General features: G+C 65.8%; 11 protein-coding genes. 7 read left to right on the top strand and 4 right to left on the bottom strand.

From position 1 onward, the window contains the following. Positions 1-288: 288 nt before the first annotated feature. On the top strand, positions 289-588 hold the full coding sequence (locus tag AB0383_RS08380) for a hypothetical protein (RefSeq protein ID WP_364189383.1): 300 nt from the start codon (positions 289-291) through the stop codon (positions 586-588). A gap of 16 nt (positions 589-604) precedes the next feature. Beyond that, entirely contained in the window at positions 605-1,708 is a 1,104-nt protein-coding gene (locus AB0383_RS08375) for an NADPH:quinone oxidoreductase family protein (RefSeq protein ID WP_366186063.1), read from the top strand. Between the two features lie 486 nt (positions 1,709-2,194). On the opposite strand, the gene AB0383_RS08370 is transcribed toward AB0383_RS08375, so the two are convergent. Further along, entirely contained in the window at positions 2,195-2,848 is a 654-nt protein-coding gene (locus AB0383_RS08370) for a TetR/AcrR family transcriptional regulator (RefSeq protein WP_364189377.1), read from the bottom strand. A 148-nt stretch (positions 2,849-2,996) separates the two neighbouring features. On the opposite strand from AB0383_RS08370, the gene AB0383_RS08365 reads away from it, so the two are divergent. The 3 genes from AB0383_RS08365 to AB0383_RS08355 all read left to right on the top strand — a co-directional run bounded on the left by AB0383_RS08365 (position 2,997) and on the right by AB0383_RS08355 (position 5,210). Further along, positions 2,997-3,545 (top strand): peroxidase-related enzyme, encoded by a 549-nt coding sequence (locus AB0383_RS08365; RefSeq protein ID WP_364189374.1) that lies wholly within the window; start codon positions 2,997-2,999, stop codon positions 3,543-3,545. A gap of 62 nt (positions 3,546-3,607) precedes the next feature. Further along, the gene (locus AB0383_RS08360; protein WP_364189371.1) at positions 3,608-4,255 is read left to right on the top strand and encodes a nitroreductase family protein; all 648 of its coding nucleotides are present in this window, start codon (positions 3,608-3,610) and stop codon (positions 4,253-4,255) included. A gap of 133 nt (positions 4,256-4,388) precedes the next feature. Continuing rightward, positions 4,389-5,210, top strand: coding sequence for an isocitrate lyase/phosphoenolpyruvate mutase family protein (locus AB0383_RS08355; RefSeq protein ID WP_364189368.1), 822 nt, complete (start codon positions 4,389-4,391; stop codon positions 5,208-5,210). A gap of 326 nt (positions 5,211-5,536) precedes the next feature. Here AB0383_RS08355 and AB0383_RS08350 read toward each other — a convergent pair whose 3' ends face one another. The 3 genes from AB0383_RS08350 to AB0383_RS08340 form a co-directional block, all read right to left on the bottom strand. Beyond that, positions 5,537-6,832 carry an MFS transporter gene (locus tag AB0383_RS08350; RefSeq protein WP_364189365.1) on the bottom strand — a complete coding sequence of 432 codons (1,296 nt, stop codon included), beginning with the start codon at positions 6,830-6,832 and terminating at the stop codon, positions 5,537-5,539. 1,038 nt (positions 6,833-7,870) lie between these two features. Beyond that, on the bottom strand, positions 7,871-8,704 hold the full coding sequence (locus tag AB0383_RS08345; protein ID WP_366186059.1) for an aldo/keto reductase: 834 nt from the start codon (positions 8,702-8,704) through the stop codon (positions 7,871-7,873). A 460-nt stretch (positions 8,705-9,164) separates the two neighbouring features. Further along, positions 9,165-10,193 (bottom strand): alpha/beta hydrolase, encoded by a 1,029-nt coding sequence (locus tag AB0383_RS08340; RefSeq protein ID WP_364189356.1) that lies wholly within the window; start codon positions 10,191-10,193, stop codon positions 9,165-9,167. Positions 10,194-10,767: 574 nt separating this feature from the next. On the opposite strand from AB0383_RS08340, the gene AB0383_RS08335 reads away from it, so the two are divergent. Both AB0383_RS08335 and AB0383_RS08330 read left to right on the top strand, forming a co-directional pair. Next, positions 10,768-11,901 carry an IS701 family transposase gene (locus AB0383_RS08335; protein ID WP_366186519.1) on the top strand — a complete coding sequence of 378 codons (1,134 nt, stop codon included), beginning with the start codon at positions 10,768-10,770 and terminating at the stop codon, positions 11,899-11,901. Next, complete coding sequence (locus AB0383_RS08330) at positions 11,898-12,062, top strand: hypothetical protein (protein ID WP_366186057.1); 165 nt, start codon at positions 11,898-11,900, stop codon at positions 12,060-12,062. Before AB0383_RS08335 ends, AB0383_RS08330 begins: the two co-directional genes overlap by 4 nt. Positions 12,063-12,176: the final 114 nt, after the last annotated feature.

Here is a 12,176-nt window from a genome sequence, read left to right as displayed (position 1 = left end):
GTGTCCCGCGGTGGCCGGCCACTGGAGTCCGTCATGGCCTGATTATCGGGTATGCCGCGGGCGGTCTTCACCGACCTCGAACGTTACAGCTATTGACCGTAACGTTCGGGGTGTCTTACCTTCGTTGAGCCCGGGGCCCCAGGCGAAGGCGTGTCACGAAGGCCGCGTCCGAAGCGGCCTGGGTTCCCCGCGCGTCGCGGCGTATGGACGCCGCGGTACGACTCGACGCTTTCGACCCGGTGACGTCGTGGAAACTCAGACAGGTCGGCCGTGGTCGGCTGACCGGTAATGTTGATCGCCGCGGCGACGCTGTCGAAGGTGAACATTCATGAGCCGACCGTGGCCGCGGAGGATCTCACCGAAGGCCAGTGGTTCTGGCACGAACCGGTGCGTGGACTGCGGGCATGGTCTTTGCAAGTCGCCGAGATCCTGGTCGGCGTGACCACGGTGCGGATTGTCACCACCGACAACATTCGAGAAGTTGTGTCCTACCGGCGCGATCGGCGTGTGCGGCTGAGCAACGGCCACGGCGACCCCTGCGGCGCCAGTCCTGGAGAAACGCCACCCCTCGCCGCCCGGGCACGCTGACCGTTGCCGGCTCAAGGTGAGCGGGCATCAACACCCCGATCAGCAACGAAGAGGGCGCGGCAGCCTACGACGAGCTCAACGCCCTGGTCCGCAAGCTCCTGCTCGAGTGCATTTTCGGAAAAGGAATACTGTGTTCTCTGGTCGCGCATGGCGTGTGGTGAAGTTCGGCGAACCGGACGAGGCGGTTGAACTCCAGGAGATGACCTGGGCCGAGCCGTCGTCCGGGCAGGTGCTCATCCGGGTCCGGGCGGCGGGGGCGGGGTTTCCTGACCTGATGATGACGGCCGGCGCTTTCCCGCTGCTGAGTGCTCCGCCTTTCGGTGTCGGGGAGGAAGCCGCGGGTGAGGTCGTCGCCGTACCGCCGGGCTCTTCTTTCTCCGTCGGTGAACAGGTGAGCGGCATCACTGATTTCACAGAAGGGTGGGGAGGTTATGCGGACTACGTGTACCTGCGCGAGCGCTCCACGATCCGGATTCCTCGGGGGATGACGGACGAACAGGCGGCCGGTTTCCCGATCGGCTTCCGCACGGCGTACGCGGGGCTGGTCGAGCGCGCGCCGGTCGAACCGGGTCAGAGCCTGCTCGTTCTCGGTGCCGCCGGAAGCAGCGGGGCCGCCGCTGTGCAACTCGGCAAGGTGCTCGGCGCGACGGTGATCGCCGTCGCGGGAAGCCCGGAGAAGGTGGACTTCTGCGCGCGGCTGGGCGCCGACCACGTCCTCAACCACCGGACGGACGACTTGACGGCGCGAATCGCGGAAATCACCGACGGCCGTGGCCTCGACCTCATCTACGATCCGGTGGGCGGCGACACGGCTGCCACGGTGGTGAAGAGCATCGCGCGCAACGGGCGTATCGCCATGATCGGCCTGGCGAGCGGCGCGCCGGTGCCTCTCGACCCCCTGGACATACTGCTGCGCAACTACACGGTGGTCGGTGTGCTGGCGAGCCCGTCCGACGCGCAGACGGAGGCAGCCGCGTGGCAGCGCCTGACCGAACTGGCGGCGCAGGGCGCGATCGCGACGCCTGTGGGCGCGGTGTACGCGTTCGATGAGGTGCCGCGGATGATCGCACGACAAAGTGCCCCGCCGGCCGGCAAGTCCATTGTGCGAGTGGTCGGGTGAGGACCGGCGCTCACCGCATGTGCTGCCACCCCGGCCGCCTCGGTGGGCGCCCCCGCGGGCCTGCGGGCCCGGCTGCAGCGACACATATTCGCGGGTCTTTCCGTGCACGTGCGGCCGCGCATTGTCGAGCGAGGGTCGACTTCACCCGTCCCAACCCCGAGTACCGCTGGAAGGCGGTCGGGTACTTCGTCCCGGCCGACAGTGGCCTGCACGCCGACAAGATCGAGGTAAAGAAGGCCAACGACCCGGCCGGCGAGGAACGGGAGGGGTCAGCCCGCTGACGGACGCGCACACGCTCGCGATCCTCGTGTCGGGCGGCGCGTTCCACGTCGAGGTCGGCGGGCAGAGCGTGCTGTTGTCCGAGCTTGGACGCTACGCCCTCTTCGGGCCGGCGCACGCGCATCGGTTGCAGGCTCCGGGCGGGGCCACGATGCTCACCGTCCGGTGGTCGTTCTCCCGGTAGGGAAGGACGCCGCGAAGCTCGGGTTACTGCGCCCGCGCCCTGTCGGCGTCGGGGGACGTCGCGAAGGTCTCCACGTAGTCGACCGCGGCGTACAAGGCGTCGCGCAGCGGCGCGATGTCCCGGGCGATCTGCGCGAGGAGCATGCCACCCTGATACGCGGCGAGGAGCGCGTGCGCGAGGCGGGCGGGATCGGCCGCGGCGTCGAGGCGGCCGAGGTGCTGCATCCGCTCGAGTCCATCGCGGAAGATGTCCCGCCACTGCTCGAACGTGGCGGCGAGCTGCTGGTGAACGTCGAGGTCGGTCTTGACGATCTCGCTCGCGAGCGATCCGAGGCTGCAGCCGTCCTCGAACGGACGGCCATGGGCGACGTAGAAGTCCGCCCACTCCCGGAACGCGTCGATGGTGTCGAAGCCGTCGAACTTGTCGCTGCGGTGGAAGTCGAGGACACCGCGGGCCTGCCAGTCGATGACGGCGAGGACGAGGCTCTCCTTGTTCGGGAAGTAGTGGTTGAGCTGGGAGCCGCTCACGTCCGCGAGTCGGCGAAGCTGTTCGTTGTTCGCCGCGTGAACGCCTTTGGTGTAGATGAGATCGGCCGCGTGTTCGAGGATGCGGGCGCGCGTCGCCTGCCCCTTGTCGGTGAGCTTGTGGGGCGGCCGAGGTCCCGTGTCCGTCTTCATGGTCTCCACCCTACCAAAAAATTGGGCTTGACAGCCCATTCCCGGATGGTGTTCACTTCCAGAAGTGGGCTAGACAGCCCAAAAAATTGGGGGTGGCACTCGCGGCCCCTCGAGGATCACCGCCCACGAATCAACGGAGGCCGACGCCATGTCCCGACTGACCACCCCCTCCCCCGACGAGGTTCCCGCGGGAGCGCAGGCCACCCTCGACGGTATCCGCGCCCAGTTCGGCTTCGTGCCGAACATGTTCGCGACCCTGGCAGCGAACCCGGCCGTCCTGGACATCGTGATGACCCTGCAGGGCAAGATCGGCCGGGTTCTGGATGCGAAGACCCGGCACACGATCGCGCTGGCAGTCTCCCAAGCCAACGGCTGCAACTACTGCCAGGCCATGCACGCCTACGTATCCTCCGAACTCGGCGGTATGTCGCATGACGACATCGAGCTGGCTCGCGCAGGGAGCTCCACCGACCCCCGGCGCGCCGCGGTCGCTCGCTTCGCGCAGCGGGTCGTCGAAAGCCGTGGGCAAGTGAGCGACGCCGACATCGCGGCGGTGCGGGGCGCCGGCTACACCGACGGGCAGATCCAAGCGATCGTCACGGTCGCGGTGGTGTTCCTGCTCACCAACTTCCTCAACAACGTCAACCAGACCGACGTCGACATCCCCGCCATCGGGGCGGCGAACACCGCCGCCTGACCACGCACCCAGCTACTCACCCATACATTTTTCACAACGTCGCAAGAAGAAAGCAGATCGACATGGACCTCGACAAGCTGATGACCAAGCACCTCACCCGATACTTCGACGGCAGCAGGGCCATCCCGGAAGAAACACTTCAGCAGCTGCTCAAGTTCCTGCGCTCGGCGCCGACGTCGGTGAACGTGCAGCCGAACCACTTCTACGTCCTCGGCACGGACGAAGGAAAGAGGCAGCTCGCGGACAATCTGGGCGAACGCTTCGCCGACAACGGTGAGAAGATCATGAACGCTTCGCACGCGATCATCATGACCACCCGCGTGGACGTGCCCGACGAGCACCTCGAGGCCGTATTCGACAAGGAGAGGGCGGATGGCCGTTTCCCCGACCCCGCGAAGCAGTCGCTCTGGGAATCAATGACCCGCGACTTCCTCACCATCCGCAACTACGGCTACAAAGACCTGAACCACTGGATGGAGAAGCAGACCTACATGGCGCTCGGGATGACGATGATGGCGGCGGCCGAGCTCGGGGTCGAAGCCATGCCGCTGGAAGGGTTCGACCCGACCACCGTCGACAAGGCGTTCAACATCCGCGAGACCGGGCACACCACCACGGTGCTGCTCGCACTCGGCTACCCCGACACCGCCAAGGCCTACAGCACCCCGATCTCACGTTTCGAGCCCGAGCGGCTCTTCACCTTCGCCTGAACGACCCTGGCTTCGTCCGTATCGCGCTTTGCCGTAATACGGCACCGCGAACCGGCACTGATCAAGTGCACGGCGAAGACCCAGGCGCGCATCGAACGACCGTCGAACCGCAGAAAGAAGTAAGAGCATCACCATGCCTGAAACGACGCAACACGCTCACTACGAACAGTTCCTCGAACTCCATCGCGGCACCGGCACGTTCATCATGCCCAACGCCTGGGACGCCCCGTCGGCCCTGCTCTTCAAGGAAGCCGGGTTCAAGTCCATCGCGACCTCTTCAGCGGCTTTCGCGGCGACACTGGGCCGGCTCGACGGCGTCCACGCCATCAGCCGCGACACGCACCTGGATCATGCCGCGCTCCTCACGTCGGTGAGCGACCTGCCGATCAACGGCGACTTCGAGGACGGCTACGGCGAAACTCCCGAGGACGTCCGGGCCACCGCCAATGCCGCCATCGCCCGTGGCCTGGCCGGCATCGGAATCGAGGACACCACCGGTGACCCCGCCAACCCGATTCGCAGCTTCGACGACGCGGTCCGCCGCATCGAGGCTGCCGCCGCGGCCGCGCACGGACGGATCGTTCTGACCGGCCGTACAGACAACTTCTTGTGGGGGATTTCCGACGTCGACGACACCATCCGCCGCCTCACGGCCTTCGCGGAAGCAGGAGCTGACGTCCTCTACGCACCGAACCTTCCCGATCTCGCCGCCGTGAGTGCGGTCGTCAACGCGGTCGCGCCCAAACCAGTCAACCTCCTCGTCGGCCCGTCAGACGGGATGAGCCTGGAGGAGCTGCAGAAGATCGGTGTGCGTCGGATCAGCCTCGGAGTCGACCCGTACACGCACGCTCTGGGAGCCATTCGGACAGCTGCAGCGAATCTCGTGACGGGTGACCTGACGGCACTCGCATCAGATCTCACCTTCAGCCACATCATCAGCCTCATCAGGAGCTGACACGACTGCGCGGCGCCGCTCTCAGAGGCATCGGCCGCGCAGAATCCGCCACCACTCCCCTGGACCGTGTGGCCGGCGGCGGTGGTCCTGTCTGCTCTCCGCGAGCAGCCCGAACGTCAGGGTCACCGTCGACGACCTCACCCGAGACCATGGCCGGGCACAGGCCATAATTTGCGAAGGCGAGTGAAACCGGCCCCGGTAACGGACCCTCAGGCGGCAAACCACCTCAGGAACAGGCTGAGCGAGGCGGAGGGGCGACCTACGCTCGTGGCCGCACTGGGTCGTCCTCCGTGCGGCGCCAACCAAAGCGTTTCGCTCCCGTCGCTTCATTCCCTGCGGGCGAGTGTCACGAACCGCATCGCCACCGCTGCGAGGACGGCGGAGGCCAGGATGATGAAGCCGGCCGTGAGGAACACTGTCGGCAAGCTCGTCGACGTGACCAGGACCGCGCCGAGGCCAGACCCGACTGCCAGGGCGATCTGAAGGTTCGTCACATTGACCGCGGACGCGGCCTCCGGGGTATCCGCCGCGGCATCGAGTAGCCAGACCAGCGTTCCAGGGTTCACGACTCCCCAGAACAAGCCCCACAGCACGAACAAGAGGCCGGCCAGCCAGGGTAAAGACCCCACGATCGCGAGCCCGATGATCAATGCGGCGACTACCGTCGCGGCCCCGGCGAAGCTGCCGATCACCCCGCGTTTGAACAGAGATCCGGCGATGAGTGAGCCGACGATGCCACCACAGCCGTAGATGATGTAGAGCAGAGAGATCATGCCGCCAGACAGATGTGTGTGGTCCGTCAGGAACGGTGTGATGTACGTCCAGGCGGTGAACTGTCCGATGAACACCACGGCGCCCGCCGCCATCCCCAGCTGTGCCGCCCGCCGGGTCACGACTCCCACGAGATCACGCAGGTGCGTGCGCCCGTCCGGCGGAATACCCGGCAGTACGATCGTCTGCGCGGCCACCACAAGCAGCGTCGCCGCCGCGGCGGCAGCGAAGGTAAGACGCCAGCCCACGAGGTTGCCGAGGAACTGTCCCGCCGGCAGCCCTACCACTGTGCCCCCCGAAATGCCCGCTGCGATGATGGTGATGGCGCGAGTGCCACCGGAGGGTCCGACCAACTTGGGCCCGACCGGTGAGACCACGGTCCAGAAGGCTCCGAGAGTGGCGCCGAAGAACATGCGGGCGATCAGCACCAAGGCGAAGTTCGGCGCCACCGCGACGACCGCGTTCGACGCAAGCACTGTCAAGCCGAGGACGAGAATGACCGAGCGCCGGTTGAATCGGCCGGAGCCGAGGAAGAACAGCGGCGCCGATACCGCGGCGCTGAAACCCGGCACGAGCACCATCAACCCCGCAAGGCCCAGCGAAATATGCAATCCGTCGGCGATGCGCGGTAGCAGTCCCACCGGCATCGTCTCTGTCATTACGATGATGAACGCGCCGAGTGCAATGGCGCCGACTGCCGCCCAGCCTCGTTTGCTCCCCGGCTGTACAGCGGTGACGGCAGCGCGCTCGGCCCCAGACTGGATCGGGACTGCCGCCGCGCACGACGACGTCGAGACCACACGCACCTGCGTTGCGCGACGCGTCGGCGTACCCCCCTCGGTTTCCGTCATGAAGTTCTCCATTCTCGTCACGTACCCCTCAATAGCTTCAGCGCAGCTCGACGCCCCATCCGCAATCCCGCCGGCGAAGCGCCGACACAACTCGGTCAGACCTATGCCCCCCATGCTGCGCCGCGGCGCCGCGGCGCGGTCCAGGTATACGGCGACGGGCGCCCCACGGTCGCCTTCCGTGGCCGGATGTGACGTGCACAGAAGCCATCGTGCTGACTCGATGCCGGGGTGCGAGTGCCATTGCCGGGCCTGCGGAGTGTCGATGCGAGAGAATTAGCCGCGCCCGTGGGCCCAGCACCGCGGGATCGCCGAGAACCGGCTTGGCCCACACAAGTCATGCACGTTCGTTGTCGACGTTGCCGCACAGGCGATCAGCGTCGAGCCCAAGTCGGGTCTTACCGCCTCGATGGAGTTCTTCCCGCCGCGGGCGTTGAACACCGATGCCTTCGTGGGTTCACCGGTCCGTCGCCTGCCCCGTCACCACTTGGTTACTGGGCTGGCAAGCCCAATCCGGGGTAGCGTGTGAAAGCATGGAATGCACATCAACGGGAGCGCGGGAGCCTCACAAGTCACGGACAAGGGACAGGTGACAAGCGTTCGTGTTCTAGAGCACGCTGCGGACCGTCATCTACGCCAAGGGTGTCCACGCGACGAACAACCAGCAGATCCGCCACGCCGCCTGTGTCAGCGGATCGCAGCTCAACGATTACTTCCCGAACAACTAAAGTCTCGTCTTGGCCGTTATCGCGTGGCTAGCCGAGCGCGGCCTCGCATTCCATCACACCGAGCAGTTCCCTGTTTCACCAGCCTCGACGCGGGTTCCGCGAGTGAGCGGATTTCCAAAATTAGTTATGAGCACGCCTACCAGGGTGGCATGCTCCTCGCCAGGTCGCTCGCAGCATCACTCCAGTCCGCGAAAGAACCCGGACGTTACGAGCTTCCTTGCTCACGGTGCGGGTGGACCTCAAGCAGCAAAAGGAACCAGGCGGACTCCCTCGAGGGGAGTCCGCCCGGTTCGTCGTCCGCTGTCGACCGGGCTCACACGAGGTCGAACGTGTCCGGGTCCGGACCGGTGCGCCCGTCGCGGTCGAGGGCCGACAGGGCGGCGACGTCGGCGTCGGTGAGGGTGAAGCCGAAGACGTCGAGGTTCTCCGCGACGCGCGAGGGTGTGACCGACTTCGGGATGACCACGTTGCCGAGCTGCAGGTGCCAGCGCAGCACCACTTGAGCGGGTGTGCGGCCGAGGCGTTCGGCCGTCTGCGTCACCACGGGCTCGCTCAGCAGTTCGCCGCCCTTGGCGAGGGGGCTCCAGGCTTCCGTGGCGATGCCGTGGTCGGCGTCGAAGGCGCGGACGTCGGTCTGGACGAGGTACGGGTGCAGTTCCACCTGGTTCACGGCCGGCACCACGGCGCCCTCGTCGAGCACGCGGCGCAGGTGCGAAGGCTGGAAGTTGGACACGCCGATGGCGCGCACGCGGCCGTCGGCGTAGAGCTTCTCCAGCGCCTTCCACGTGTCGAGGTACTTGTCGCGCGCGGGCAGCGGCCAGTGGATCAGGTAGAGGTCGAGCTGCTCGAGCCCGAGCGCCGTCAAGCTGGAGTCGAACGCGCGCAGCGTCTGGTCGTAGCCCTGGTCGCTGTTCCACAGCTTGGTGGTGATGAACAGCTCGTCGGCCGCGACGCCCGACTCGGCGAGCGCCTCGCCGACGGCCGCTTCGTTGCCGTACGCCGTGGCGGTGTCGATGCTGCGGTAGCCGGCGTCGAGCGCGGTCTTGACCGCGGCCTTCGTCTCGGCGGGCGGCACCTGGAAGACGCCGAAGCCGAGCTGCGGCATTTCGACACCGTTGTTCAACTTCACTACGGGAACGTTGGTCAATTCAAAAACCTTTCTGTGCTAACGAAAGAGTTACGGAACGATCGACTTCGCGACCCGCCGTCCACACGCGGAGCGCCGATGGCGGGTCGCGGCCGACGTAGGAGATCAGGTTCGCCGCCTTCTCCGTGCGGATCAGCACACGGTCGGAGGTCGTCGACCAGGAACCTCTGCTCCGCCGTGGCGAAGTAAGTCCGGTTGCACGCCCGCACGAACTCATGCACGCCTTACGTCAAGGAGGCGCCCGGGCGCCGCGCGGTCCAAGGTGAAGCCGTGCTCGTCACCTCCGGCGTCCCGCTGCGCACCCGTGCGTTGAACCATTTCGTACGAGGTACCGCCGAACGCGACGTCAGCCGCTGGTTGGCGTTGGTGGCGCTGCAGCCGCCACCAACGCGAACCTACCGACGTAGATGCTTTTTGCGAGTTGCCGAGATCGTTGTGATCCGCCTCTCGACGGCGAAAGTTACTTCTTCAGGAAGGACTGCAGCAAAGCCGTCACTTCCTCTGGCCTCTCCTGCGTCACGAAGTGGCCCGAACCCTTCAGGACGTGTCCCTCGACGTTCACGGCGTACTCACGCCACTGGTCGGGGATGAGTGAACCGAAGGAAAGCTCGCCACCGATCGCGAGGATGGGCATCTTCAACTTTCCCTGAGCCAGGAATTCCTTGTTCTGCTGAACATCCGTGCGGATCCCACGGTATATACTCAGGAAGGCCGTCAGGCGGCCGGGCTGCTTCAGGAAGTGGGCATAGTACTCAAAGTCCGACTCCGTGAACGGCGACTTATCGCCCGCCACGTATTCCAGCATCAAGTCGTGGACAAGGTCGCGCTCCTTGCCGGCGATGAGCTTTTCGGCGAGGGGCAGCTGGAAGAAACCGAAGTGCCACGCCGCCGGCTGGGCCGGGTCGGCGTTGAGCACGGGGTATTTGTACCAGCTCTCGTCTGGGATGGTGGCTTCCATCACGGCCATGCTTCGCACTTCCGACCGAAATTGCGCCCCGTATGCGTAGGCGACCCACTCGCCAAGGTCGTGGGCGATAACCTGGACGCCCTTGTTGAGGCCGAGCTGCTTCAGCAGCTCATGCACGTCCCTCGCCAGCTGTGCTGTATCGTAACCACTCTTGGTGACCTCGGACTCACCAGCACCACGCATGTCGACGGCGATCACGGTGTGGTTCTTGGATAGCGGCACCATCTGCTGCCGCCACTCGGACCACTCCTCGGGGAACCCGTGGATCATTACCAGAGGCGAACCTTTGCCGCCCCGCACGTAGTGCATGCGAAAGCCGTTCACTTCCGCGAACTCGGACTGAAAACCAGCGGGCAGTTGAGATTGTGGGTAGGCCGATGGTGACTGCGCCGTCGCGGAGACATGCTCGTCATTCTCGCTCCGTGCTGCAGAGCTAGAATTCGCGAAAATCACGAGCAGGAAGGCTGCAAGAGCCGCAATGAAGGTGAAAGGTCTGTTGACCTTTCCTATTTTGATACCCACCGTTCTCCTACTTGGGGTCGGTACTCGTTATGCGTCACCCGACGCATGGGAGGTTGAAGCGATTCAGGTGGGGTGTCGTCGTCGAGCCATTCCCCCGTCCCCCGTTCGTTCGCCTGAAGGCCGGAGCCGGCCGCTAGTCGATACCCGACGTCAACCCGATCGAGCTACAAGACTTCAACCCGATCGAGTGGATCGCTTCAGAGAGTAAGCGCCTGGGGGTAGCAACTTCTTACCCTCCCTGCCTCGTTCAGCCGAGCCTGACCGCCCCAACCGCCACGTGGGACCCACGCCGCCTCACCTCAAGTAGAGCGCGGGAGGTCCAAAAAGTCGCTGCCCACCGCCCCAGGCGGTCAGGCAACTCGTTGGCCGGTTCCGCACGACGCGATGTTCCTGTCGACCTGCCGCGCACCCCGGGAAGGCATGGCGCTCGGAGCATCGACAACGGCAGTCTGCGGTGCGGTGCCGGATGGCCTGCGGCACCGCCGATCGCCACCGCGCCACCGCTACCAACTGGCGTGATCCGCACGATCTAATACTGCAACGGCACTCGGGTGGCGTGTGGTAGATCATCGTGGTGGTGGTCGATGTGGTGATGGATCAGCTGGACCGGGTGCTTGGGCGGATTGGGGGCCGGTTCACGCGGTCGGAACCGCGGGCGCGGGCGCGGGAGTACGTGTGCGGGCTGGTCGCGGGTTTGGAGCGGAAGAACGGGTGGACGCTGGCCGAGCAGGCCGGCGAGGTGTCACCGGATGGCATGCAGCGGCTGCTGCGCTGGGCGGACTGGGACATCGACGGAGTCCGCGACGACGTGCGGGACTATGTGGTGGAGCACCTGGGTGAGCCGGATGGCGTGCTGATCGTGGACGACACCGGGTTCCTGAAGAAAGGTGTGCGGTCGGCGGGAGTGCAGCGGCAGCATTCCGGAACGGCGGGGCGGATCGAGAACTGTCAGATCGGCACGTTCCTGGCCTATGCCGGTGCTGGCGGGCATGCACTAATCGACCGGGAGCTGTATCTGCCCGAGCCGTGGATCGCCGACCGGGAGCGCTGCCGGCGGGCTGGGATTCCTGATGACGTCGAGTTCGAGACGAAGCCGCGCCAAGCGATGGCGATGCTGGCGCGGGCGTTCGAGGTGGGGCTGCCGCATGCGTGGATCACCGCGGATGAGGCCTATGGGCAGGTCAAATACTTGCGCGCGTGGCTGGAGGAGCGCGACGCAGCGCATGTGCTGGCCACCAAGGTCAACGACCTGTTGACCACCGCCGACGGATCCGAAGTCCGTGCCGATGGGCTGGTCGAGGACCTGCCGGAACGGGCGTGGCGGCGGTTGTCGGTCGGGGCCGGCGCGCACGGACCGCGCGAGTACGACTGGGCGCGGGTGCCGATCCGCTCCGGCTGCCGGGCCGGTCGCGGGCATTGGCTGCTCGCGCGGCGCTCGATCAGTGATCCGACCGAGATTGCCTACTACGTTTGCTACGGGCCCCGTCGCTCGACGTTGCTGAACTTGGCCTGGATCGCCGGGACCCGGTGGCGGATCGAGGAATGCTTCCAGCAGGCTAAAAACGAAGCCGGGCTGGACCAGTACCAGGTCCGGTCGTGGCGAGCATGGTATGCCCACATCACCCTGTCGATGCTGGCTCACGCCTGGCTCGCCGTCTCCAAGACCCTTGTTGCAAAAGGGGAACTGGCGTCAGCGAGCCGGACATGATCGCGTTCACGCTACCGGAGATCCGGCGGTTGCTCGTCAAACTGGTGTTGCGTGTCATCGACGCCACCAACCACGTCTGGGCCTGGTCACGCTTCCGCCGCCGACGACAACACCAAGCCCGCCTCAGCCACTACAAACGCCGCGGCTACCCACTCACCTGACTGCCGTTGCAGTACTAAGCCATTACTCACTCACCCACACCGTCCCCGGCTCGCCCACACCGGCGAATCGACAGCCCGGCCAACGTCCACATTGACGCCCAAGTGCGACATCGC

The organism is Amycolatopsis sp. NPDC051373, assembly GCF_040689465.1.
Taxonomy (GTDB): Bacteria; Actinomycetota; Actinomycetes; order Mycobacteriales; family Pseudonocardiaceae; genus Amycolatopsis.
This window is presented reverse-complemented; position numbering and strand designations above follow the sequence as displayed.

Bases quoted from the DNA above. Each gene is read 5' to 3' on its own strand.
- AB0383_RS08380 (WP_364189383.1), top strand. From the start codon at position 289: ATGTTGATCGCCGCGGCGACGCTGTCGAAGGTGAACATTCATGAGCCG.
- AB0383_RS08370 (WP_364189377.1), bottom strand. From the start codon at position 2,848: ATGAAGACGGACACGGGACCTCGGCCGCCCCACAAGCTCACCGACAAG.
- AB0383_RS08365 (WP_364189374.1), top strand. From the start codon at position 2,997: ATGTCCCGACTGACCACCCCCTCCCCCGACGAGGTTCCCGCGGGAGCG.
- AB0383_RS08360 (WP_364189371.1), top strand. From the start codon at position 3,608: ATGGACCTCGACAAGCTGATGACCAAGCACCTCACCCGATACTTCGAC.
- AB0383_RS08355 (WP_364189368.1), top strand. From the start codon at position 4,389: ATGCCTGAAACGACGCAACACGCTCACTACGAACAGTTCCTCGAACTC.
- AB0383_RS08350 (WP_364189365.1), bottom strand. From the start codon at position 6,832: ATGACGGAAACCGAGGGGGGTACGCCGACGCGTCGCGCAACGCAGGTG.
- AB0383_RS08330 (WP_366186057.1), top strand. From the start codon at position 11,898: ATGATCGCGTTCACGCTACCGGAGATCCGGCGGTTGCTCGTCAAACTG.